Origin of the sequence: Bifidobacterium myosotis (assembly GCF_002259745.1) — a bacterium.
In the GTDB taxonomy this organism is placed as follows: Bacteria; Actinomycetota; Actinomycetes; order Actinomycetales; family Bifidobacteriaceae; genus Bifidobacterium; species Bifidobacterium myosotis.
On the sequence record NZ_MWWW01000005.1, the window covers coordinates 62672 to 88899 of the forward strand.

A 26228-nucleotide genomic window follows, 5' to 3' on the forward strand; every position below is an offset into this window, starting at 1 on the left:
GCAGCGCTATCTCGTCAATTGCAATCAGCGGGTCGAGCCGCGACGACGCAGGCCAAACCATACGCCGGCAGCGATCACGCACGCGGCGCCTGCCACGTACAGGATCGTGGTACCGATGCCACCGGTCTCAGGCAGCTCGGAGCCGGACTTGTTGACGACGTCCGTGGAGACGACGCCATTGCCCGTATTCGGAGTGAATGTTGCGCTTCCACTCGTTACGGTCACCTTCAAATCGGTCAGTTTCGGATCATCGGAATTCGTGTCATAAGTGGCAGTGATGGTGAACTCGATGTCCGCGGCCTTGTTGTAGCCGTCCGGCACCGTGGTCTCAATCAGCTTGTAGTCGCCGGCATCCTGGCCCTTGAACTCGAACTTAGTCGGCTTGTCGGTATCCGTCGGAGCGATTTCCTTCACCTTCTGCCAGCCCTCGCCAGCACCGTCATCCTTGGCGTAACCGTTAACCTTCTTGTACAGGGTGAATCCTGCACCTTCCAGCGGGCTCGTGCCGTCGGTCTTGTTGGCGACGATGTTGTAGGTCCACACAACGACCTTATCTTCGGGAGTCTTGCCCGTATCGCCCTCATGACCGGTATTGGGGTTGTTGGAGTACTCGAGGTGAGACACGTTCGGGTTACCATTACCGCCGATGACCGCATTCTCATTCAGCTGCATCTTGTACTCGACCACGATGGAGGTGCCCGGGCCGACCGTAATCGGCTGTCCATCGGTATCAGTCAGCGACTTGATGTCAGACAGCGTCACGTCGAACGTATCACCATCCGCAGGAGAAGTCACGACCGTGTACTTTTCAGACGCAACCGTCTGGTTTCCGACCTTGACAACCAAATCAGCTTTATCTTTGTCAAAGGTCAGACCATCGGAAGCCTTATCGTGGAACACGAACTTGTACGTTTTGTAGGCAGCGAACTTGGTAGCAAAATCGTTGTCGTTCGGAAGCGTGCCCGTGATCTGGAACGGCACCATGTCACCGATGTCGTAATCGGCGCCATCCTGCCACTCGGACGTGTTGCCATCGGTGTCGTTCTTCTCCTGCACCTTCTTCTGATGGGTCGGCACATCGGACTTCGCGGCAACAGTCACATTGGAAGAACCAGCAGTGTCCACAATCAGAGCGGAAGCGGCCTTATCCTCACCTTCGACCTTGTTAGTTTGTTCGATGATGTAGTAACCAGCAGGAACATTGCTGAATACGGCAGTAGCATCGTCCGCAGTAGTAGTCGAGTCAGCATCAATCGCCGGATTCGCGGCTGCAATGCCAGCCTTGACCTCCTGAGCGAACTTAACCATTGTCTCAGAATTTGACGTGATAGTCGCAAGTGCGGCAACCACATCCGATACCGTCGCTTGGTCATCCAACTTTTTCGCATTATCCGTTTCAACAGCGTTATAAGCGTTCTTCAGAATCGCTGTTTTTGCTGAGCTAGCCTCGGTATAGGACACGTTCTTGCCATCATTCGAAGTGGTCGCATTCAGCATGCGCCATGCCGAGAACGTATCTCCCGCGTTAACACCAGTAATGGTTATATTGCCGGTCTCCACAGCCACGGCCGAGGAGGGAAGGGCCAGGCCGGTGAATAGCATCGCCACGGCGGCGATGAGGCCGAGGAGGGCCTTTGCTAACTTCTTCATCATTGAATTCCTTTCAGAGTTCTTTCTCTACAAATTGGGTTGTGTTGGTTGGATTACATGTTCAGTTGGATTGGCCGCAGTCGGCCTGACTCGGGTTGTTGCGCTAGGGGTCCCCTCCCCTCGGTTGGGGAATGCTCATGGGCGACGCCTCCTTACTCGTGCGAGTCCGGTTGCAGCGATGATCACCAGCGCGGTGCCGCCGATTACAAACACAGTTGAGCCGATGCCGCCGGCGTCCGGCAACGTCGCTCCCGGCTTGTTGACAATCCGGTTGCCGTCGACGTGTTCCGTGGCGTTCGGGTCGCCGGTCGATGCGGGCATGGCGATCGTCACCTTGTCTCCGATTCGGGAGTTCTCGTCGATGACGAACGTGTATGTGGTCGGCGAGAGGTCGTATCCGTCCGGGGCCACGGTCTCCACGAGCTCGTAGGTGCCGAATGCGAGCCCGGTGAGCTTGATGACGCCGTCCGCCTCGTTCCGCACGGTTCCGTCCTGTCCGGTGTCGCTCACGTCGGTCAGTCGGGTGATGGCCGCCGCCGTCCCGCCGGCCCTCGGGCAAATCGGATCGCCGTTCGCGTCCGACTTGCCGTCGCCGTTGCCGTCCACCACGCAATACACGGTTTCATCCGTTGTATTGGAAGCTTTCAATGTCAGCTTCCACTGCGCGCCCTTGAGGTATGTTGACGGGTTCGGATTCTCATCCTCCGAACTCACCTTGTACCAAGTGATTTCGGTCGGCGTATCGACAATCACCCCTGCGGAACCGTTCGTGAACGACTTCAGCTTGGCATCGTCACCCACATCGTCAGACGACTCCCAGTATCCGTTCCACGTCACCTTGCCATCCGCAATGGTGATCTTGTAGACGTTCTTGTTCACCGTGTACCCGTCAGGCGCGTCCTTCTCGGTCAGCCAGTAGGTGCCGTCATCCAAATCGATGACCTTGAACTCGCCGGCGTCGGAATCGACGTCATCCAGCGCAGGCGTATCAGTCGCCGTTGGGGAGGCTCCGATTCCTACAGTCGCATCATCGTCCTGTCCATCACTATCGACATCAGAAGTGCCATCGTTCGCAATATGGGAATCGCCGTCATTAAAGCTTTCTACATCGTTAGTCAGCACAGTAATGCCATCGTTCGCATATATCGGACGAAGAACTTGCGCTGCAGAAGCGGCGTCGTCTTCCAACGAGGTCGGCTTGACCGCCGAGCACGACGAGTTGGCCGGATATCCAGCCGTCATGGTGCCACTGGATACCGTCACGGCTTCGGCGTTCGCCGGGAACGTGAAGTTGCCGCCACCGGACTTGCCATACCATGCCTTCGCATAGCCACTGCGCTGGAAGCCGAACTGCACGTCGCCCCTGGTCACACGCGGAATCGCGACCACCCTCCAGTTGCCGTCACAGCCGGCAACGGCCATATGTGCGGAATCCCGCCAGCTGCTCCCCGGTACCGTAATGGACCCAAACGGTGTCGGAACCCCACGCGCCTTCGCCACTCGCCGGGAAGTATACGTACGTGTACTGCACCGGATCGACGGACGAGACCTTCACTGCGAACACGCGCGTCTGGTTGCCGGCCCTGACCACGATGGTGGCTTTACCGTCCGCAACGGCCGTGATCAGACCCGTCTCACTCGCTGTGGCGACATTGGTGGCATAGGACTCATACGTCGGCGCGACAGCATTGCCTTCGGCATCCTTGGCGGTGACGTTGAGCTGGATGGTTGCCTTCGGCTTCATCGTCAACGTACTGCCATTGGTGATGGATGAACCGTTAGCTTTCACATCAAAATCGGGCACGTTCACAACGTTCGCGGCCACGGTGACGTTGAGCGTCGCACACGTCTGGCGCACGTCGTTGCCGTTGCCGTTCGCCTCGGACACCGTGCACGCCTGCGCCTCAACGGTGCCGACGCCGACCGCGTATGCGATGGATGTGCCGTCACTGTTCGACTGGATACGCAGGATGTTCTGGTAGTTCGTCGTCGGGCTACTCCACACGACTTTCTGGAGCGCACCGGTTGGCGTGACCTTGGTGGTCAGCTGTACGGTTTCGTTCATGTTCATCGTGAGCTCGGAGAGCGGGTTGGCCTGAGTCTCGTCCGATTTGCGGTAGATGTTCACGGCGTTGGCGGCGACAGTATTGTCGGTGACCGTCCATGACTGGTCCTGCGCGCCGGTACCCGCCTCGACTTTCTTAGTCAGCTTCCACGACGTACCGGCGAGCGCGGTCGTGCCGTCCTCCTTGGTCTTCTTCCATGTGAGGGAGGTGCCGCGCTTCTCGTTGGGGATTTTGCCGTCCGTGACGTCGTTGCCGTTGACATCCTCGCTAATGGTAACCGTGGTACCCTGATCGCCGGATGTGACCATGTAGATCACGTCGCTTGGCGCATAGTCCTGCGGGGCGCCAATCTCCTTGACATAGTACGTGGCGTTGGTGTTGAGACCGCCGACCTTGATGATGCCGGCCGTGCCGTTGAGGTCCACGGCGGGCTCATTGTCGGTGACGAGCTTGAGCGGGTTAGTGCCGCTCCTCGCATCGCCTTCGCTGGAGTAGATAGCCCAGCTGGAGCCGGCGAGTAGCTTGGTGTCGTCGGCGGCGGCATCGACCTTCGACCATTCCAGCGACGCGCACTGGGACGTGTAGTTGCCGGACCATGGGAGGTTATGGCGCTCCTGGTCCATGTCGATCACGGATGCGGAGTGCTGGCCGGCGTTGTTGACGAACTTGTTGCCGGCATTGTCTTTCTGATGCGCAGCGGTCGGGTTGTACATCGAGAAGTCTCCACCGACCCACACGCGGCCATTGGTGCTCACATGCGACTCAAAGTTTCCGTTGGGGACGAGGATGGAGCCCATCATCGCGGCGGCGGGGTCGTCGTCGGTTTCAAGGTTGCCGTACTGCCACTTGCCGGTTCCGCTCACGTTCTGCGCGTCCATCCTGCCGGACGCCTGCCCGCCCAGGATGGTGACGTTCGTGGCGTCGGCGAAGTTCCACAGGATCTTGGAGGCGCGTTCGGCGTAGTCTTTGTAGGCCTTCATCTGCGCTGTGGTGCCTTTGGCGCCGGGGTTCCAGTAGCCGTTGGAGAGGTCTGTGGGGGCGGTCTCGTTGGGAGCCTGCCACAGGAAACGCCAGCCGTTGTGGAATTCGACGTTCCCGCCGGTCACGTTGATGACGATGGACGTGTTTTCGGGGATGTTCTCGAATTTGTAGCTGATGCCGGTCTGGCCATTGTCGGTCTTCAGATCGTCGGCGCTGATGGTGAACACCTGCAGCGCGGACTTACCGTCGCCGTGGAAGGTAATGAGCTTCTCGTTGAGGCTGGTGAACTCAAACTTGTAGGAGGCTTCACCCTTGGCGTTGTTCCAGTTGTACTTGTAGCGGGTGTAGACGTTGGCGTCGCCGTTCGGGTCGATGTTGCCGAGTGTGCCGGTGGTGTTCACCGTCATTGCATCAGTGCCTTTGTAGGCCGCCATCTGCTTGGACAAATCCTGAAGATACGTGCCGTACTCCGTGAAATCAGTTTTGCCAGTGCCGGTTTCATCGGCACCGTTGTCAAGGCCCTTGATGTTGCTGAGGGGATTACTGGCGTCCCAGGACACGCGGCCATCCTTGCCGGAGTATGCGACGACCGATGCATAGGTGTCGTCCCTGTCCTTGCCATACAGGTTGTACTTGTTCCCAGCGATGGACGCGGTGTATTCGGTGGTGGCGGTGCCATTGGCCTTGAGCTTGTTGTTGTCCGAGACACCCACCACGGAACGGCTCATGTTTGACAGCGCCGGAGCCTCGGGGTCCTTCCACGCGAACGCATGACTATTGTCCGAAGGCTTGGCCGTGGTCTTAGTATTGCCGCCGACGGTCAGCACCTGGGTTCCCTGACCCGGCACGAACTGGGAGCCGAACGCCACTACGCCGGCGGTGAAGAAGCCCTTCTTGAGCTTGGTGTACAGGTCGCCGTTCACCACGGTGGCACCTTCGATTTCGGCGGCATAGGAGCCGAGCGGGCCGCCGCCGGACTCGCCGTTGTTGTTGCGCATGGCGACGTCGCCGGAACGCTTACCGACGAACATGTCGCCGCCGACGTACGTGGCAACACCGGTATCAGTGGCGTTGATATCACCACTCGAATCACCCATGGTTCCGGTGGTGGGCGTGCAAAGCCCGGCGACCCCGTCCGTGTTGTTTTGCGCAGACAGCTCTTCGGCGTAGGCGTTACGGGATACGGCAGGCAGACCCACCGCGGCGGCGACCATCGCTCCGGCAAGGGCAACCGCGGCTACGGTCTTGGCAACGGACATCCCCCTCCCGTTGCCGATGTTCAATCGCACGCTCATCATCTCTCCCTCGGGGATGGACTTGTGGGCGGCCATCCTAGCTGTGGTTCTACGTCGTCTTCGACGGCTTGGGCACGCGACGGGGCGCGCACAATCCGCATCGCGAGATACCAGCAAGCGGGCATGGGAAGCATACGTTGTCAGCATACGTTAGCAGAATACGTTTGCATAAACCACAGCAAATAATGACCGCTAAAACTGTTGAAAATACGTTGACCAGCTTCCTTACCGTTTACTTTCATCTCTCGATACCGCTGATTGTACACCATTTATTGCAAGCGTTGTCATACGAGGTATAGGCGTGTCGCATTGTGGACAGTCGACACTGCGGAGCACCGCAGCACCGCAGACACCCGCCCCTCGTAACGCAGATAATCGCCCTAACTGGCAAGAAACGGGGGGATATCCGCGTTGCGAAGGGTTGCCGTGAAGCTGACCGGAGCAAAAGCCGAATCCTCAATTATCGAGGAGATGGATTACCAGCTTGCGTTGGGACACGACATGGTCCGCGTCCCGCATATTCAACGAGTCTGGCCTCCTGCCAACTCGCCGTGATTTGACGGATAGAAGCTGCATGGTAGCTGCGCCGAATGCATTCATCGGCGATGGTGATTCGTCAAGGGATGTGACGCACCGGTAATTTGCCAATATCTAAAGGGAAGAGCGGGACGCAAATGCATTTCGGCCGATTTTGCACTTGCGTCCCGTTCTCATTCCGCTCGCCTATTTGAGGACTATTGAGGAATGGCGAAATTCCAAGGATTCGACGTCATCATTAGTGGGACGGAAATGCAATTTTGCCGGTATTGCACTTACATCCCGAATCCAAGCGGGACGGAAACGCAGAATCACTGATTTTGCACTTGCGTCCCAATCCTGAGCCGCTGTGGAGTCGTATCGAAGCCCCTACGGCTCCTAATCATGTGATACCACGGCGCTTGACAGACGTAGACCGAAGAACCCCGCCATGCATTCACTTCGGCCAGCCCATCGTCAGAGGGGACACAATTGCAGGACAAGCCGTTAGTAGGTCTTCAGCGCCAAGTCGATGGTGAGCACGATGCCGGCGAGTAACGCGGCGGCTCGCATGATGCGCGCGGGGACGCGACGGGTGATGGGAGGCGCGATGTATCCGCCGATGAAGCATCCGATGCACAGCATGATGGCGGCCGGCCAGTCCACCGCTCCCCTGACGATGAACACCACCGATGCGGTGATGTTCGCACCGGTGCCGATAAGCATCTTCAGCGCGTTGATCTTGTGGAACGGTCCGATTTTCGCGGCATCAAGCATGGCCAGCGCGCAGGTGCCGGCACCCGCGCCGAAGTATCCCGAGTAGACGGCGACTGCGGACACGCCGAGCCAGACCCACCATGCATCCTGCCGGAGCGGCTGCACCGGACGTTCGAGCGACTGGTCGAGCGCCTGACCGGCCGAACGACTGGGGTCAGACGACTGAACGGGACCGACCAAACGACCGGACGCCTGAGCAGGACCGGCCGACCGACCGGACCCAAACGACTGATCGGGATCGGACGACTGACCGGGGCCGACCGAACGACCAGGATCGGACGGACGATCGGACGACCGACCGCCGCGCAACTGCGCCGAGGCGCGGGCGGCGGCCTGCTTGGCTTCAAGTCGTCCACGCGGATTGACGGCGATGACCAGCGAGCTGAACAGAATCAGCGCCGGCGCAGCATATTCGAATACCGACGGGTCAAGTTCAAGCAGCAGGAAGGCGCCGATGACCCCACCGATCGCGCCAATGGCGACATAGACGATCACGCGCACCGACTGCCCCGCGAGCTCGCGCTGCGCGCCGAGCACACCGCCGATGCCGGTGCCCATCACGCCGACCGTATTCGATGCGTTCGCCAATACCGGCGGGATGCCGAAGGCCAGCAGCGCCGGATAGGAGACCAGCGAGGACGCACCCACCGCATATCCCACGAATCCCGCGCCGATGCCGGCCAGCAGAATCAGGAACAGGGAGACGATCGAAAACCCCGCGATCATGCGAACATCCTTCTGACCGCGTGCGCAAACCCGTCGCAGCACATCCGCCATACCGCACGAGCCGGAAATCCTAACACTTTCCTAACGGCCTTGAGCGAGAATACGCCAGCTGGGGCATCCTGCGGGGTTTTGCTTGATATGTGGACGCCGCACAATCAACGCAGGCCCCGAATCGAGCTCACTCGAGCCACAACGCACCGAGCCACGACGCGCCGAGCCGCAACTCCCCGCGCAAACGAAAGGCTCCCCTCAATCATGAAGGGAGCCAATCAGCTCAGCGAGACAAGCAGACCCGTCACAGCGCGGCGTTGTATTCGCGCACCTTGAGCGTACGGTGCGAGGAGGCCACGTTCTCGATGATCAGACGCTTCAGGGCGTTGTCGGCATCGGCGTGAGCGGCGAGCCAAGCGTCACCCAGCGAGACCAGCGTGGCCGGGTCGGCGTAACCCGGATACAGGCCGTTGAGCAAGGCGTCGGCCATGTGGTAGGTCTTGTTGGCCCAGATCCAGTCCACGGTCTCGAAGTACTTCTCGGCGAACGGCTCGGCCAGATCGGGACGCGGCGTGGCGGAGAAGCCACGGGCCACGGCCTCGAGCTGGGAGTTGGTCAGTTCGTCGTTGTGCAGGGCCTGATCCCAAGCCCACGCCTTGGCTTCGGCGGTGGCGCGGGAGGCACGGGCGCCGTACGCGAACTCGCGGTTCTCGGTGGTCTCCTTCTTGGCCAGCTGGGCGTCCACCTCGGCGTCCGTCATCTCGTTGACCGAGGTGAGGGACTGGATGATGGTCCAGGTGAAGTTGTTGTCGATCTCGAGGCCCGGCAGGCTCACAGTGCCGTCCAGCAGACCGTGCGCGTTGGCGGCGAAGTCGGCGTCGCCCTCCTCGCCGTAACCGAGGTATGCGGTGGCGAGCTGGAACTGCATGTCCGAGCCGGCCTCGGCGGCGTTCGCCAGCTTCCACAGCTCGGCGGCCACATGGCGCAGCACCTCCTCGCGGGCGTCCGGGGCCACGTAATGATGGGCGGTGGTGCTCATGCAGGCCAGCGCGTAGCGGAACGTGGTGGACTCGGTTTCGGTGGCCAGCAGTCGCAGGGTCATCTCCACGAAGCGCTCGGCCGGGAATTCGCCGTCGCGGGTCATGTCCCAGAAGGCGAGCCAGGTGACGGCGCGGGTCAGGGCGTCGTCGAACCGGTGCAGGTTGGCCTCGGCGAACTTGAGGGAGTCCTCATCGAAACGAATCTTGGTGTACGTGAGGTCCTCGTCGTTGACCAGCACGAACGCCGGGCGCGGCTTGCCCTCCACCTCGGCCACGATGGTGGTCTCGCCGTCCACATCCAGCTCGAAACGTTCGGTGCGCACGATCTTGCCGGTCTCCTCGTCCTCGTTGTAGAAGCCGATGGCGAGGCGGTGCGGGCGTAGGATCGGGTGGTCGGCCGGGGCGGTCTGGGTGAGCTTGAGCTCGGCGATGGTGCCGTTCTCGTTCTCCTCGATATCCGCGGCGATGGTGTTGATGCCGGACTGCTCGAGCCACTTGGCGCTCCACGCCTTGAGGTCGCGGCCGGAGGTCTGCGCGAGCTCGTCGAGCAGGTCGGCGAGCGTGGCGTTGGAGTAGGAGTGCTTGATGAGGTAGTTGTGGATGCCCTGGAAGAACTGCTCGCGGCCCACGTAGAACGCCAGCTGCTTCAGCACGGAGGCGCCCTTGGCGTAGGTGATGCCGTCGAAGTTCACATACGTGTCGTTGAGGTCGTTGATCGGCGCCACGATCGGGTGCGTGGTAGGCAGCTGGTCCTGACGCAGCGCCCAGCTCTTCTCGCCGGAGCAGAAGGTGGCCCAGGCGTCGTGCCATTCGGTGGCCTCGGCGGTGGCGAGGGTGGAGGTGAACTCGGCGAAGGACTCGTTGAGCCACAGGTCGTTCCACCACTTCATGGTCACGTAGTCGCCGAACCACATGTGGGCCAGCTCGTGCAGCACGGTCACGACGCGGCGCTCGGCCAGCGCGTCGGTCACCTTGGACTCGAACACGTAGGAGTCGCGGATGGTGACCATGCCGATGTTCTCCATGGCGCCAGCGTTGTATTCGGGCACGTAGATCTGGTCGAACTTGGCGTACGGGTAAGGCACACCCCAGGTCTTGGCGTAGAAGGCGAAGCCCTTCTTGGTGATGTCGAACAGGTAGTCCACGTCCTTGGCGAACGCCTCGGCCAGGGACTGGCGGCAGTACTGGGCCATCGGGACGACGCGGCCGTCCTCATTCTGGTATTCGGTGTGCCATTCGGCGTACGGGCCGGCGCAGATGGCGGTGAGGTAGGAGCTCATCACCGGGGTGGTTTCGAAGGACCACAGGCGGGTGGACTCGTTCGGCTTGTCGCCGAGGGTGCCGTCCAGGGTCTCGCGCGGGTCGTCCTCGACGGTGGCGGCCGGCATGTTGGAGGTGACGAGCCAGCTCTGCGGGGCGAGCACCTTGAAATCGAAGGTGGCCTTGAGGTCGGGCTGGTCGAACACGGCGTAGACGCGTCGGGCGTCCGGCACTTCGAACTGGGAGTACAGGTAGATGTTGCCGTCGGACGGGTCCACGCTGCGGTGCAGGCCCTCGCCGGTGTTGGAGTAGCGGCACAGCGCCTTGACGGTGACCTCGTTCTTCTCCTTGAGGTCGGTCAGCTCGATGCGGTTGTCCACGAAGGCCGTGGCCGGGTCGAGTGTGCGGCCGTTGAGTTCGATGGAGGTGACTTCGTCGGCGATCAGGTCGAGGAAGGTCGAGGAACCGGGCTTGGCGTTGAAGCAGACCAGCGCCGTGGAGCCGAAGTTCTTCGCGCCGACCGTCAGATCGAGGGTGACGTGGTAATGGATGGGGGCCTCGACGATGGCCTTGCGCTCCTCGGCCTCAACGCGGGTGAGATTGGAACCGGGCATGACTGATACTCCTTATAGTCGTCCTCTGGTGATCCGGGTTACCGGACCGGTGACTCGTGATGATTTGGTTGTGGTGCGTTTGGTTTCGCTGTGGTTCGATTGTGGTTCGATTTGGCGCGTTTCCGCGCGTTTTCATGGTGATGGCCCGGCGATTCCGCCGAATCACACTGAGTGATTCGCGGATTCACCGGGCCTGTCGGCTCATGGTTCAGCAGGTCACTGGATCACTGCTGTTCCACGGCGTCTACGTCCTGTGCGAGATCGGCCACGACGGGCACGATCATCGGCTTGCGATGCAGCTGGCGGGCCACCCAGCCACCCAGCGTGCGGCGGATGATCTGCTGCAGCTTGTAGGTGTCCTTCGTGCCCTGCATCATCGCGTCGTTCAGTTGTTCGACGATCTGATGGCGGACCTTGTCGAATTCGCTTTCGTCCTCGGCCACGGCGTTGAGGAAGATCTTCGGGCCGGTGACCACCTCGTGGCTGTCGGTGTCGACCACGACGAAGGCGGAGACGAAGCCCTCGGTGCCGAGGATGCGGCGCTTCTCGAGCTCCTCGTCGGTGATCTCACCCACCGAGTCGCCGTCCACGTACACGTAGCCGCACGGCACCGAGCCGACGACCGCGGCCTTGCCGTGGTAGAGGTCCACCACGTCGCCGTCCTCGGCGAGGACCACGTTCTGCGGGTCCACGCCGGTCTTGACGGCGATCAGGCCGTTGGCCACCAGATGACGGTTCTCGCCGTGGATCGGCATGGCGCACTTGGGCTTGACGATGTTGTACATGTACAGCAGCTCGCCCTCGTTGCAGTGGCCGGAGACGTGGACCGCCGCGTTGTCGCGGTTGACCACCTTGGCGCCGAGCTGGACGAGCTTGTTGATGACCTTGTACACCTCGTGCTCGTTGCCCGGAATCAGGGAGCTGGCCAGAATCACGGTGTCGAACTCGTTGATGTGGATGTCGCGGTGGTTGCCGTCGGCGATGCGGCCGAGGGCGGCCATCGGCTCGCCCTGCGAACCGGTGCACATGTAGACGAGCTTGTCGTCCTGGATGTCGTTGGCCTGCTTGAGATCCACCACGGTGCCTTCGGGGATGTGCAGGTAGCCCAGATCGGCGGCGATGGACATGTTGCGCACCATGGAGCGGCCTACGAAGACCACCTTGCGGCCGTACTTGTGGGCGGTGTCCACCACCTGCTGCACGCGGTGCACATGGCTGGAGAAGCTGGCGACGATGATCTTGCGGGTGGCCTGAGCGAACGCCTGGTCGAGCGCCGGGCCGATGGAGGTCTCCGGCTTGACGAAGCCCGGCACCTCGGCGTTCGTGGAATCCATCATGAGCAGATCCACGCCCTTTTCGCCGATCTTGCCGAACTCCACGAGATCGGTGATCTTGTGGTCGAGCGGCAACTGGTCGAGCTTGATGTCGCCAGTATCGATAAGGGAGCCCGCCGGGGTCTTGACGTAGACGGCCAGCGCGTCCGGAATCGAGTGGGTCACGGTGACGAATTCGAGCTCGAAGGGACCGACCTTGAGACGGTCACGGCCCTGAACCTCCACCTTGGTGGGGTTCTGGTGGTGCTCCTTGCACTTGGCGTCCACGAAGGCGAGGGTCAGCTTGGAGCCGATCAGCGGGATGTCCGGACGCAGCTTGAGCAGGTAGGGCACGCCGCCGATGTGATCCTCGTGGCCGTGGGTCAGGATGAGGGCATCGACCTTGTCCAGACGGTTCTTGATGTAGCTGAAGTCCGGCAGGATGAGGTCAACGCCGGGCTGCTCCTCCTCCGGGAACAGCACGCCGCAGTCGATGAGCAACAGGTGACCGTTGTATTCGATCACGTTCATGTTGCGGCCGATCTCGCCCAGACCGCCCAGCGGCGTGATGCGCATGGAACCCTTGCGGTACTTCGGCGGGGCGATCAGCACGGCGTCCTGCTGGGGCGCGGTCGCCGGCTGGTTCGCCGGCTTGCGGGACGTGGTGCCGCGGGAGGCGCCACGGGACGAGGTGCGGGAGGATGCACCGTTGGAGTTGCCGCGGCGTGCGGAGCCGCGACGGCGTGAATTGGAATTTCTGTTAGTGTTCTTCTGTTCTGCCATATCCTGATTGTTTTCTTGTTGTGCCCCTGCTTCGTCATTCAGAGGCGACGGGCGGGCAACCCGTTCACAGCAAGCCGGCTGCTCGCATGCCCTCGGTGGCCTTCTCCAGCTGGGTGGCGTCGGGACCGATGTTCGGCAGACGCATGGTGGTGGAGGGGATGTATCCCTTGACCTTGAGCGCGGCCTTGGCCATCACGGCCTGATAGCCGTCGCCGTTGAGCGCGTGGACAAGCGGGGCGAGCTGGTTGGCGAGACGACGGGCGGTGGTGATGTCGCCACGATCGAACGCCTGAACAAGCTGCTGCATGGGGTTGGAGGCGACGTGGGCGATCACGGAGATGATGCCGACGGCGCCGATGGAGAGGAACGGCAGGAACAGGCCGTCATCGCCGGAATACCAGGCGAGGCCAGTACGCTGCTGCTTCTCCACTGCGGCCGCAAGATCGCCGGTGGCGTCCTTGACGGCCTTGACGTGTTCGAGTTCGGCCAGTCGGTCATATGTTTCGACCTTGACCTTCAGGCCGGTGCGGCCGGGGACGTCATAGACGATGATCGGCTTCTCGGCGGATTCGTCGACGGCCTTGTAGTGACCGACGACACCGTCCTGCGAGGGACGGGAGTAATAGGGCATGACGACGAGCACCGCGTCGGCGCCCGCTTCCTGGGTCTGTTCGACCATGCGCACGGTGTGCGCGGTGTCGTTGGAGCCTGCGCCGGAAATCACCGGGACGCTGACGACCTCCTTGACCGCGCGGACCAGCTCGACCTTCTCGTCCATGTGGGTGACGGGCGATTCGCCGGTGGTGCCGTTGACCACCAGACCGTCCGCCCCATCGGCGACGAGGTGCTTGGCGAGCTTCTGCGCGGCCTCGTAGTCGATGGAACCGTCCGCTTTCATGGGGGTTACCATGGCCGGCAGAATGCGGCCGAAAGGTGCAGGATCAAGAAGATGCATGTCATGCTCGCTCATAGTGTTCACCGTACTTCCCGTTGTGGACTCTTGCAGGCTCAGTGTGATGAGCCATGATTATGGGACCGATTGGATTTTCCCAGGGCCGGTTCCGACAATCGTGACTGGCGATCGTTCCCAGTGATTGTTCCTGGCAATCGTTCCCAGTGATCGTTCCTGGCAACCAGCCCCGGCGATTGGTTACAGATCAAGGAAATGGTCGAGGCCGACCGTCAGCCCCGCCGGGGCGTCGCCGGCGAGCTTGCGCACGGCCAACAGCACGCCGGGCATGAAGCTCGTGCGGTCGAAGCTGTCGGCGCGGATGGTCAGCTGCTCCCCCGCGTTGCCGAACAGCACCTCCTCATGGGCGTTGAGGCCGCGCAGACGCACCGCGTGCACATGGATGCCGTCGATCACCTGGCCACGCGAACCGCCGTCCGTCTCGGTGGCGTCCGGAATCGGTGCCATGCCGGCGGCCTTGCGGGCCGCGGCGATGCCGTGCGCGGTGTGGATGGCGGTGCCGGAGGGGGCGTCCACCTTGGTCGGGTGGTGCAGTTCGATGACCTCGGCGGACTCGAAGTACTTGGCGGCCTTGACCGCGAAGTAGTCGGCCAGTACGGCGGAAATGGCGAAGTTGGGGGCGATGAACACCTTCTGGGTGTCCGGGCGGGGGCCGGAGGCGAGGGCCTCGCGCACCTGGGCGAGCTTCTCCTCGGTCCAACCCGTGGTGCCGACGACCACGTCCACGCCCTGACCGATCAGCGCGAGCACGTTGGTCAGGCTCACGCTCGGCACGGTGAACTCCACCACCACGTCGGTGTTCTCCGGGGTGACGGCGGTCAGGTCGTCGCCGGCGTCCAGCGCGAGCGCCAGCTGCGTGTCAGGCGCGTTGGTGACCGCTTCGACCACATGCGAGCCCATACGCCCCTTGGCGCCGACCACTGAGACCTTGATCATATTCTCCCCCTTGCTGCTGATGCAGTTGCCTACGTAATTTCGTTGTTCGCCGCTGTTCAGCGCCATCGTATCCGGCGCCGGCAATTCGGCAATCAGACTACCACCCGTATCCGCCTTGGCCAATGGACTGTCCGATGCGTGTACATCTCGGCACAGGTGGTGACCGGTCATTCACGTTCATGCGCGTACATCCCGTCACGGGCGACTACCGGTTATCACGTTCATGCGCGTACATCCCGTCACGAGCGACGACCGGCCATCACGTTCATGCGCGCACCGGCCAATCGCCCATGCACCGGCCAATCGCCCACACACCAGCTAATCACCTACGCACCGGCCTTCCGGCTGTTCGGTTACCCGGCTACCGATATTCCGGTTATCCAATTACTTGACTACCCGGCTATTCGAATATCCGACTATCCCCGGTTACCCGACTATCCCCGGTTACCCGGTTCCCAATTATCCTCGCCGATCCTCCTATCCCCGTCTTTTGGACAGACGCCAGCCGAGCAGCGCCAACGGCACGGAGGCGAGGGTGAAGGCGCAGGGCAGCAACATGCCGACATGCGGGCTGGCGGCGTCGAGCACGATGCCCGCCACGGATGACCCGATCGAGGTACCGACCGTTCCGGCCGTAGTTACCCAGCTCAACCCTTCGGTCAGGGACTGCGGCGGCACCAAATCCTTGACGATGAGGTTGCCGGTGGCGAACAACGGCGAAACGGTCAGACCGGAGAGGATCTCAACCACGCCAAGCAGTACCAGATGGTCCATGGTGAGGCGGAAGAAGGCGTATCCGACCGTGAGCAGGGCAAGGAACATGACCATGTGCCCCCAATGCGAGCCTTTGAGCTGCCGGGAGCCGAAAATCAACGCGCCGATGCAGGAACCGAGCGCGAACATCGCCAGCTGCAAGCCCAGGAACGGCTCCAGACCCATGCCCTTCATCGTGGCGGTGATCGACACGTCGAACGAGGTGAAGCTCATGTTGAATACGATGAATACGGCGAGCAGCGGCAGCACACCACCATACAGCAGCACGCTCTTCGGTTTGGCGCCACTGCGCCTGAGCTGTCGAAGGGTGAGCCGATCGGCGGCCGGGGAACCTGCCTGGGGCGATTCCTCGCCGGCCGCAGGGGTGGCGGAGCCATTCGGCATGGCCGCCTTCGCGTCCTTGGATTCAACGGATGCCGCCGAAACCGCAATCTGCTCCACCATGGCCGGAGGCTGCGTGGATCTGAGCGAGAGGAACACGGTGCCGCCGATGCCGCATGCCAGGGTGGGCACGAACAGCTGGGAGACGGGGTGCACCGACGTGGCCAGCCACGCCGCCAGAATCGGACCGAGGATGAAGACGACCTCATCGATGGCCGCTTCCATGGCGTAGGCGGTGTTGAGCAGCTGTTCGCCATCCGGAACCCCACGCAGGGCATATGACCACCGGGTACGTACCAGAGCGCCGAAGGAGAACTGGGTCAGCCCCATGACGACGGCCAATGCGAACAACACCGGAATCGGCACCCGCATCAGCGCCGCGAACGCGAACGAGAGCATCGCGGCAAGCTGCACGGCAAGCGCGATGCGGCCTACACGGGCCTGTCCGAACCGATCGAAAGCACGCGCGTAGAACGGCGTGACGCAGGACATGGCAAGCACGTAGACGGCGCTCATGGTGCCGGCAACGGTCCAATTATCGTAGATATGGTTCAACGCCAGCACGATGCCGAGGCTCATCATGGAGATCGGCAAACGCGCCACGGCACCGGACAGGCAGAACGCCTTGGTGCCGGGCAGCGCGAACAAGCGCTGGTACGGCGAATGTGCGGACGACTCCGTCATGGTTCGGGTCGTAGACATGATCCTCCTTACTGGGGTGCGTTCCGGCATGTGCGCCCGCCCACACATGCCATCCGAGGGTAGCGGTCCCCGAGCAACGTCACGCGGTGCGTTTCAGCCGCGGACCCTTGGCGAGACGGAGGACGGCAGCCCCACGAGTCCGTATACGCGCATATGCGCATACGCCTCGCAGGGCCGTATCGTCGCTCGTCGCTATCGCGATTTCGTCATCGCGACTGCATCTCGCGATAGCACTATCGCGGCTGCATCATCGCGTCCGCAGAGTGCGATCGATGCGTTCCACTGCATTTACTGCATCGATCACCCCCACGGGCGAGCCTCTCGCAACAGGGTCATGAACCTTCGCGGTTCAGTCGTTGTCGGATTGTTCGGGGATGCCGGAGCTCAACTCGGTAAGGATTTCCTGTTCTGTTTTGCCGCGGGCATGCAGCTCGCGACGGTCTTCATCAGACTCACTGACATAGTAGAGAGTGGCGTCGATACTGTCCAACGGAATGCCCTCGACCGCCGCCAGCAGCAATCGGTACATGTCGAGCTGGGCGAGTTTACGCGCCGTATCCTTCGGATCGGAAGGCCTGCGGCCGGTCTTCCAATCGACCACGGTGTACCGTTTGCCGGCATCATCGGGACGGAGTCCGCCGGCGAACACCGCATCGAGCTTGCCGTTGACCAGGCCGATGCCCGGCACGTTCACCACGATGGACCGTTCGGTCCAGACCGGCAGACGGCCGGCCCAGCGCGAAGTCTCCAACCGTTGGCTCCACAGGCGCAGTTGCGCAACGTCCGCGGTTTCGGGGGCTTCGGATGGACCGCCTGCCAGACCGTCGTCCAAGTCTGCGTACTGCCCGTCGTACGACAGTGCCTCATGGTCCGGCCGACGTTCGTTGAGGAACCATTCGGCCCAGGCGTGGAACTGTGTGCCCAGTTCGGCCGCCGGCGAGGACACCCGTGGTATGGGGCGGACGATGCCACGCCAGTAGGCGCGTTCCTCGCGCTCCCCCATACCGCCCATGCGCGCCTGCAGACCGGTGACGTTCTGACGGCCCGCCGCAAGTATGCGCTGCGCCTTGGCTTTGACGGCGGCATCCAGTTCGTTGCCTTCCAAGGTCCCCGCCATGAGATCAGCATCGTTCACCAGCAGCCGCGCGCGTTCCAGCAACGGCCCGGGATGCTCGTCGGGCGTCTCCCGGGCATCTCGCGGCAAGTCGCCGTCCGGGCAGATGCCATGCGACGAGTCACTGCGCGGCGAGTCACTGCGCGGCGAGCCACTATGCGGTAAGTCATCATGTGGAGGGGTGACAGTCATGGAGACGTCCTGTGGGGAATCACCGTCTGCGGAGACACTGTCCAACGAAGCGTCATGCCGGGAGACCTCATGCGCAGAGACATCCTGCATAAGGGTCCCATGCATATGACCGCTACGTTCCGATGACGACGATCGGGTCCGAATCTCCTCCACACCGCGGGAAAGTCTATCCGCGATCTGCGGGCTCAACGAGGCAGGCCAAGGCAGGCTCGTCTCCCGGCTCGCATGTTCGATGGGCGTACGCCACGCTTCGCCGACGACCATCTCGCCGTACTGTTCGGCGTGCTCGCCCACGAAGTAGCCCTCGGGCGGGGCGATCGTATCCACCGGAACAACCGTATCCGACATGAGTGGCGTTCCCTCAGGGGCGCCAGCACCCGGCAGACCATGCACATCCCGCTGACCATGTGCGGTCTTCGCACCGACTGCGTCTTTCGCCTCGACCACCCCGGCATGCCCATGAAGCGCGTCGTGCACCTCCAGCCAGAAGTTGGAGGGTGATGAGGCGCGAGACCCCTTCGCCACCAGTGAGGGGTCGCGACCCGGCTCCCCCGCATGCCGGCAGTAGGTCAGCAGCACATCCTTCTTGGCGCGGGTGAGCGCCACGTACATGAGACGTCGTTCATCGGCATGGAGACGACGGCCGTATTCCTCGGACTGCGTCAGATACCAGCCTGCGGGATCGACCTCGTCCACGCCGTCACCGTATTCGCGCATGGAACCGAATGCCTCATCATCGATGAGTTCCACATCGTCCAGCGACCGCAATGCCTCTATGGGGTCGGCCCCCACCTCGGCGTCGTGGGGGAATCGTGGCAGAATGCCGGCGTCGGCACGCATCGGCACCGGCACGGCCACCGGATTGACCAGCCAGGAATCGGCCGTCTCGTGGTATTCCGGCGCCCGCCACTCCCCTTGCTCCGTGCCGCCGGGATGCCGCTCGTCAAGGACGATCTTCAGATGGTCCCCCTGATTGCTGGGGAATCCGCCCGCGGTCAACCCCACGACGGCGACGGCGTCCCATTCCAGTCCCTTGGACTGATGAACGGTCATCAACTCCACATCCACCGGGCCATCCGGCATGGCGGCGGCCTCATCCTCCACCGAGGCAAGATGATCGACCCACGACATGAACCCCTGCAACGTGGGCATCTGATCGACTGCGATCTCCTGACTGTAGGTATCCACCAAGTCCACGATGGCATCGGTCGGCATATGGGCCAGCGTGGGGTCCGCCTTATGGCGCCGGTTGCGCAACGCCCCGGCCACCACGGTATCGATGTCGAGGTCCAACGCCTCCACGGCGGAGCGCACCACATCCGCCAGGGGATGCCCGATCATGCGATGGACCCGGCGTAGCGCGTCGGCGGCCCGCTGCAAGGCGTTGCGGCCATCAGGACTGAGCCCTTCCGTCAGCGCGTCAAGGTCGGAACGCAGGAGCACATCGGGGAGGAATACCGCATTGGCCACCTGATCACGGTATTCGCGCACGATTGCCGCCCACTCGCCGCGAGGGGCCTCCGGATCGGCCAGCCCCGCCTGGACCAACGCCTTGAACCGCCGTTCGGTGTTGCAGGTTTCGGCCACATGGGCCAGATCGGCCAGATCGGCGGCGGACATGGCGAAGCGTGGGGTGGCTAGCAGGCGCATCAACGATGCTGAATCCGTGTGGTCGGCCGCAACATGGAGCAGGGCCAGCAGATCCCGGATTTCGGGGCGTTCGAGCAGGGCGGAGTATCCGACGACAAAGGTGGTCAGACCGGCCTGTTCCAATGCCGCCTGATATTCCGGCATACGGGTTTTGGAGCGGAACAGCACCGCTACCGGAGCCTTCTGTTCCGCCGGGCGCCCGTTGGCGTCCACCAGACCGGGGTTCCATGGATCATCGGACGGTTTGCGGAACCGGCTGATGGCGGCTTTGCAGAATCGCGTCACGGCGTCGATCTCCTGACCGCCGGTGTCGAATCCCAATACGCCGAGTGTGCCTTCGGCCGCATCTGGCATGGCATCCAGCGGTGAGACATCCACCTCATGCATCAGCGAGCTGGAAACGCGTTCAGGACGCGACCGCAGGGGCAGCGTCAAATCGTTGGCTGCTTCGAGCACGATTCTGCTGTTGCGCCGAGTCACCGTCAACGGGAACGGCTTCGAGCCCGACGGCATGCGAAAGTCCTGCTGGAACATGCGGAAGGCTCCGGGGCTGGCCCCACGCCATGCGTAGATGGACTGGAACGGATCGCCCACGGCGTTGACCGCGGAACGGTCGATCGTTCGGACGGCACCATTGCGGGAACCGTCGCGCGAGCCGTCAGACCGAACATCATCGGGTCGAACAGTCTCAACCCGGAGACCGTCGGGCGCCGCGTCCTCGGCATCCGTATCGGCACCATCCGTATCAGTATGGAACAATGCGGCGAGCAGAGCCGCCTGCGTGGTGGAGGTGTCCTGGTATTCGTCCAGCAGCACGTGGCTATAGCGGCGCCGCATGCGCTCTCCGATGGACGGGAATCGCTCGATGAGCTGGTACGCCGCAAGTGTGAAATCAGGGAATTCCGCCATGTTGCGGTCATGCTTTGCCTGGCTGTACGCCTCGACCAACTGCAGGAGAATGTCGCGCTTGCGGGTGACGGCCAGCAATTCGCCGCAATGGTAGACGCACCGACTGTGCAGCTGCCTACTCCGTTTGTCCAGCTTGGCCTGCCATGTGGCGTCCGTGTCCTTTTTGGTCCGCTCGATTTTGGCGATACGCGGCTCATTCTCGGGCATGGTTTCGCCTTCAAGCGCCTGCTCAAGACATGCGATGAACGCCGTATCCCAGCGGCGGACGCGTTCCACGGCATCCTCGAAGCTGGTGCAGCCCGAGCCGATCATGGCACTTCCTATGGCTGCGGACAGCTTCAGCACCTGCGACGCCAGCGTGCCGAACGCGCCGAAGTCCTGACCGAAAACCAGATCCATATGCTCATCGATGACTTCGGTGGCCAATTGGAGCGCACCTGCCTCGCTCAACGGCTGAGTGTTCTGATCGAAGCCGACCAATAGCCCATATTGACGCACGATGGACTGGAAGAACGCGTCATACGTGAACACCGCAGGCTTGAGAAAAGCACGATCGCCGGGCACGGTTCCGGCGGCATCATGGTCCGTCGTCGTGGATATGCCCGATGCAGCCGCAGCAACGGGTGCGCCCTCCATTCCGGATTGCGAGGCCCTTGACGCCCCATCCAAAGTCAGCGTATCCGAATTCAGCGCATCCGCAGTCGGCATATCCGCAGTCGAAGCGTATACCGCCGCAGATACGCGTTCCAGCAACTCCCCAGCCGCCTTACGGGTGAAGGTCAGACCAAGAATGCGCTCCGGCGGCACACCACGCTCGATGAGCGCGATGATGCGTCGCGTCATGGTGAACGTCTTGCCGGAACCCGCGCCGGCGACCACCAGCACGTCGGCATCCGCCGGTGCGTCGATGATGGCGGCCTGTTCTCTAGTGGGAGTGAACGCACTCATGCTTGCCTCGTTTCGAATATGGTATCGACCTGCCCGGCGCAGGCCGGGCAACTCTGCTTCATGCGGCAGAACGCCACATGCGTGGGCTGCGGATGGGCCGTGATGGTTGCCGAACGACTGGCCGCACCAGCGTAGAACACGCGGGCAATCATGGTCAGGGCCCACATCGTCTGGGTGCCGGCCAGAGCGGAGAAGCGCCGCCAATCACCCGCTTCCACGCCCTCCGGCGGATTGCCAGGGTCCGGCGTCGGCATGTCAAGGAAAGCGCCGGCGTCCTTGTAATGGAAGCGAGGTGTGAACGGTTCGGCGTTCAAGGTGCCATGGGTGAACAGCGGCGGCTGGAAGATGCCCTCGGGCGCGTAGCTCTGGGCGGGAGCGCCGTTCTGCCCCACATGGAACAGCTCGCTTTGCCCAATCGGAGGCATCGCGGCGAGCGCCACCGCCCCGCGCATCCGGCCTTCCGGGAATGCCAGCCCCAGCTGATAGCACACCAGCTGCAGATCGTTGAAGATCTGCTTGACGGATGGGACCTTGCCGGTCTTGTAGTCAATCAAGCGGACGCTCTCACTGCCATCGGCCAGTATGCGGGTCTCCATACGGTCGATACGGCCCGACAGGCGAATCGTCAGATGCTCGTCCATGCCCTCCGGCCATCCGCCCACCAAGGTGCCCATGCACGCCATGAGTATGGACCGGCTCACCGGCTGCATGCCCTCGAGCCCGTTATAGGTGTCGAGGATGTCATCGAGATTGAAACGGGCCGCGAATTCGCGCTCGCATTCGACATGCTCCAGCCGGCCAAGTTCGATGGCCTCTGCATTCCTGCCCAGATAAGCACCTGCGTCGCCGTCGGACGCGACGAAGTAACCAGCGATGTTGGACAGCATATCCGCGGCGGCATCATCCTTGCGAATCGCGGCGTATCGGTCACGGGTGTCCGTGATGGCATTCGGATCGGTTCGTTTGGATTCGTAGATGGCGCGCAGCCGTGCCGTTACCGCGTCGATGCGCTGGACGGAGGTCGCGGAGGCATCCAAGCCCAGGCTTTGCATGCGCTCGGGATCGGAGTTCAACCGATCCAGTCCCTCCTCGCTGCCCTGCTGCGCAACCGTATGAATCAATGTGCCGAATGCCGTGGCCACCGAACCGGGTCGGGGACCCGCGAAACGGTTTTCCAACATCCAACACACCGGACATGCCCAAAGACTGTCCACCGCGGAGGGGGACAAGGCGGCCACTGGCACGGGTTCTCCGGCATGACCGGCATCTCCCCTGTTGTGGCCGGCCTCGACATCACGAGCACCGACATCACCGGTACCGTCTGTGACGTCTGTGACGGATTGCGTAATGGACCGCGAGCCAACGTCCGCAGCATCACCATTCGTGGCATCGCCTAAGGCATCATTCAAGGTGTAACCTGCTGAGCCGTTCACAGTATCGTCTGCGACGGCACCGCTCATGTCATCCGGTGTGCCGGCCTCACCTTCCAGTGCGCCGCTTATACCGGTTTTACCGATCATACCGTCATCGCCGTTTTCGACTGCGGACCTCGCGAAGGACCAATCATCAGGATCAGCCGCACTCATGCCGTTTCCAGCCAGTAATGCCAACGCCGCAACGGCATCCTCCGACTCTGCGGAACCGGCGTCCGCAGTAGCCAAAGCCACGCGGGCCGCGGCGACCAGCCCTCGTGGGTCGGCATCCAGACCGGCAAGATCATACCGGGTTTCTTCGCCGCCTCCCACCGAGGTGTATCGCGCCTGGGCTTTGGAACGAGGATAGCGTTCCGGCAGATACCCGAACAGGAAATCCGATGGGGTCAGGTCGTCGTTCCACACCGCGCTGACGCTCACCTCGCACGAAGCGCGGGTCAATGCCACCAGGAAGCTTTTCTTCTCGCTGGACAGCACCGAGGCCAGTCTGGGGTCATGCCCATCCATGGCACCATGGTCGATTCCGCCATGCAATACAAGGTCGGCGAGGTCCTCGCCCCCGAACAAGGCGTTGCGTCCCGCCAGATTGGGCCAGACATCCTGTTGGACCGCCGGCAACCACACGTATTTCCAATGGCGGCCCGACGCACCGGCCGGAGTCGTCAAAGTCAACGCATCCTCCACCGGTCCGACGTGGGCCAGGGAATCGGCCTGCACCTCCATGCCGCGCACCTGCGCCATGAATCCCATGATGTCCCTGCTGGCAGTGGAGTCCTCGGCGAACTGGAACAGCCGCATGGCCGCGTCAAGTCGATCATTGGCGGCACGCCCGTCTGCCGTGTTGTCCAACGCCATGCGCTGCCATGCCGATGCGACGCCAGTGGCGTCCCAAGCGACCGATAAGGCATAGCGGGGCTGACGGCGCTGTTCGGCAGGCAACCGTCCAAGCTTGCGGGCGATCTCGCTCACCATGGACCACAGATTGGCGAAGGCACGGGCCTGTGGGTCCTTGCCCAGCACCAATCGCACCGCATCGACCACCACGTCCGCGGGCGCCACGGTCTCCTCATCGAACACCAACAGCACGTAGAGCGCATCGGAGCCGAATGCCGGAGCTTTCTCGAAGGGGGCGCCACCTCCTCCGATCAGGCTGTCATCGACCGTGATTCGGGAGCCATCCCGCACAGCGTTGCCGTCTACATCATACAGTGGCCGGGATGCCCTCCCCTCACCGTCGAGAGATGCTTCAGCGTTCTCCCGAGACTCGTCAAGAGATGTTTCACAATCTGTTTCACAATGCGTTTCACGATATGTTTCACACATTGTCGCCCATGCCGCCACCAAATTGTCCACTACGGTGCCCGAACCGGCGATGCCGGCTAGAGACTCGATGGCATCCATGGCCGATTCGACGGATGCCAGACGCGCCGGCATACCGCTCCCCGGACGCGCACCCGTGCCAATCAAAGGTCCGCCCATGATTTCGGCGACGCGTCCCCGCACATAAGCCGCGACGGCACCCAGTCCCAACCGGCATCCCGACACGCCCTCACGGCGCAGCTCGGCAAGCTCGACGAGCGCAAACAGCCCCCGCACCAGCGATTCGTCCTTGAGCGGGCGGGTGATGGATGAATACCGCACCGGAACACCGTCACGACGCAGCCGTTCACCGTATTGACGCACCGTGGCATTGTCATGGGCGATGACGGCCATGTCGTTCCAGCGAACTCGATGGTCAAGGTGTGCATGCTTGATACGCCAGACGGTATCGTCAAGTTCCTCGCGCGGCGATCGGTACAATCCCGCATTCAAACTGCCGTCAACGGCGTAGGCGCACCCGTCGACCTCGCCGCCGCTCCGGCGCCCCTCGCCTCCTATCCTGCCGGCCCGCAGCGCCTCGACCAACTTCCCCGGGCGCCTGGCCAGCGGCAACGGCTCTTCCTCGGGCGAGGCGATGGACAGCGATACGCGCGACGCCATGATACGGGCGGCCCCGATCATGGCGCCCGAGCCCGACGCCGCTTCCTTTTCATCGGTTCCACCCGGCTCCGTCACGGTGTCGCCGTCTTCGGCGATGTCATCAGAGACGTCATCCACCAACGCGGCGCATGCCCCCAACGGCAGCTCAATGGCATGCAGCGACCCGGTAACCGCCTGCCGCATGAGGTATTCAGGATAGGAGCCACGGAAGGTCTGCACGGCCTCGTCAGGATTGCCGACCAGCACCAGCCGAACGCCCGCTTCGTCCAGCGCCTCCACGAAGCGCAGACCAGCCAATGTGGTGTCCTGCACATCATCGATCACCAGCAGCCGCGGCAAATCCAGCGCGCTCGGGCGCATGTCCCGGCCATCACGCTCGATCGCCGCCCTGACCGCACGGGCGCCGGCCACCAGTAGGTATGAGGCATCCAGACGGTACTGACCCGGATATGCCAGACCTTGGATTGCGATGTACTCACGGCGCAGTGCGAACGCCAGCCCCCATTGCACGGTCAGCCTGGCATCCGCGGCGACATCCGCGATCAGGCCGGCCTCCTGCTCGGAGCTCACCCCGAGTTCATCAAGACGCGCGAGCATGTCTCGCAATTGGCCGATGAACGCATCCGAAACGCCGCGTTCGAACATGTCGGCGCTGGTCGCACCACCCTCCTCCGCTCCGGGGCCGACGGAGAATCGGGATGCCGACGCATCGGCATCATGGACCAGACCGACCCAATCGGACTGAGCGAAGTAGTGGCGCAGCAGCGCGCATGTCCGGCAATCATCCCCCACTCTGGCATGCCACACATGCGTCGCCATGACCCGCCTCAGCAGCGCATCCTGTTCGGCGCCGTTGAGCAGTTTCGGCAAGGCAAGTCCCTCGGCGCGCCTGGCCGCCGCAATGGCCCGGAACGCCACGGCCCCCAATGTGGTGACCGGTCTGGCCTGACCCGAGAATCCGATATGCCGTATCACACGGTTGCCCAAGGCATCCGCAGTCACACGGCCGGACACGGCCATGACCGCGTCGGCGCTGCCATAGCGGCGGAGTCCCGCCTGCAGGACGGCGAGCGCGAAATCGGTCTTGCCCGCGCCTGGGGCGCCGACCACCAACCTCGCCGTGCCGTCTCGTTCCAAGCCGTCCAATATGGCCGATGCGTTCCATTGCTCACTCATGGCTCAAGCGTAACCCCGGTTTTCAAGGAGGGAAAAATTTTACCGACCGAA

The 26228-nt window shown here is 62.5% G+C and carries 12 protein-coding genes; 1 reads left to right on the plus strand and 11 read right to left on the minus strand.

The window, feature by feature from the left end; genetic code table 11:
• Positions 1-24: 24 nt before the first annotated feature.
• The 5 genes from BMYO_RS03125 to pepN form a co-directional block, all read right to left on the minus strand.
• Positions 25-1653: a SpaH/EbpB family LPXTG-anchored major pilin gene (locus tag BMYO_RS03125; protein WP_094667191.1), complete on the minus strand. Its 1629-nt coding sequence runs from the start codon at positions 1651-1653 to the stop codon at positions 25-27.
• Positions 1654-1785: 132 nt separating this feature from the next.
• Positions 1786-3072 carry a prealbumin-like fold domain-containing protein gene (locus BMYO_RS03130; RefSeq protein ID WP_094667123.1) on the minus strand — a complete coding sequence of 429 codons (1287 nt, stop codon included), beginning with the start codon at positions 3070-3072 and terminating at the stop codon, positions 1786-1788.
• Positions 3053-5956 (minus strand): choice-of-anchor A family protein, encoded by a 2904-nt coding sequence (locus tag BMYO_RS03135; protein ID WP_158216934.1) that lies wholly within the window; start codon positions 5954-5956, stop codon positions 3053-3055. The genes BMYO_RS03130 and BMYO_RS03135 overlap by 20 nt, the downstream gene beginning before the upstream one ends.
• A 1059-nt stretch (positions 5957-7015) precedes the next feature.
• Positions 7016-8011 (minus strand): sulfite exporter TauE/SafE family protein, encoded by a 996-nt coding sequence (locus tag BMYO_RS03140; RefSeq protein WP_094667125.1) that lies wholly within the window; start codon positions 8009-8011, stop codon positions 7016-7018.
• 295 nt (positions 8012-8306) lie between these two features.
• A complete protein-coding gene (pepN, locus tag BMYO_RS03145) occupies positions 8307-10916 on the minus strand; it encodes an aminopeptidase N (protein WP_094667126.1) in 2610 nt (869 codons plus the stop codon).
• Here pepN and BMYO_RS11660 point away from each other — a divergent pair.
• The gene (locus BMYO_RS11660) at positions 10915-11091 is read left to right on the plus strand and encodes a hypothetical protein (protein ID WP_158216935.1); all 177 of its coding nucleotides are present in this window, start codon (positions 10915-10917) and stop codon (positions 11089-11091) included. The genes pepN and BMYO_RS11660 overlap by 2 nt on opposite strands.
• Positions 11092-11140: 49 nt before the next feature.
• Here BMYO_RS11660 and BMYO_RS03150 read toward each other — a convergent pair whose 3' ends face one another.
• The 6 genes from BMYO_RS03150 to BMYO_RS12015 all read right to left on the minus strand — a co-directional run bounded on the left by BMYO_RS03150 (position 11141) and on the right by BMYO_RS12015 (position 26177).
• Positions 11141-13012, minus strand: a complete 1872-nt coding sequence (locus tag BMYO_RS03150; protein ID WP_094667127.1) for a ribonuclease J — start codon at positions 13010-13012, stop codon at positions 11141-11143.
• A gap of 64 nt (positions 13013-13076) precedes the next feature.
• On the minus strand, positions 13077-13982 hold the full coding sequence (gene dapA, locus BMYO_RS03155; RefSeq protein ID WP_094667128.1) for a 4-hydroxy-tetrahydrodipicolinate synthase: 906 nt from the start codon (positions 13980-13982) through the stop codon (positions 13077-13079).
• 180 nt (positions 13983-14162) lie between these two features.
• Positions 14163-14918: a 4-hydroxy-tetrahydrodipicolinate reductase gene (gene dapB / locus BMYO_RS03160; RefSeq protein WP_094667129.1), complete on the minus strand. Its 756-nt coding sequence runs from the start codon at positions 14916-14918 to the stop codon at positions 14163-14165.
• A 477-nt stretch (positions 14919-15395) separates the two neighbouring features.
• Positions 15396-16775 carry an MFS transporter gene (locus tag BMYO_RS03165; protein ID WP_094667130.1) on the minus strand — a complete coding sequence of 460 codons (1380 nt, stop codon included), beginning with the start codon at positions 16773-16775 and terminating at the stop codon, positions 15396-15398.
• Between the two features lie 349 nt (positions 16776-17124).
• Positions 17125-21588, minus strand: coding sequence for an ATP-dependent DNA helicase (locus tag BMYO_RS12010; protein WP_233428093.1), 4464 nt, complete (start codon positions 21586-21588; stop codon positions 17125-17127).
• Positions 21585-26177: a PD-(D/E)XK nuclease family protein gene (locus BMYO_RS12015; RefSeq protein WP_233428095.1), complete on the minus strand. Its 4593-nt coding sequence runs from the start codon at positions 26175-26177 to the stop codon at positions 21585-21587. The genes BMYO_RS12010 and BMYO_RS12015 overlap by 4 nt, the downstream gene beginning before the upstream one ends.
• Between the last annotated feature and the right edge of the window lie 51 nt (positions 26178-26228).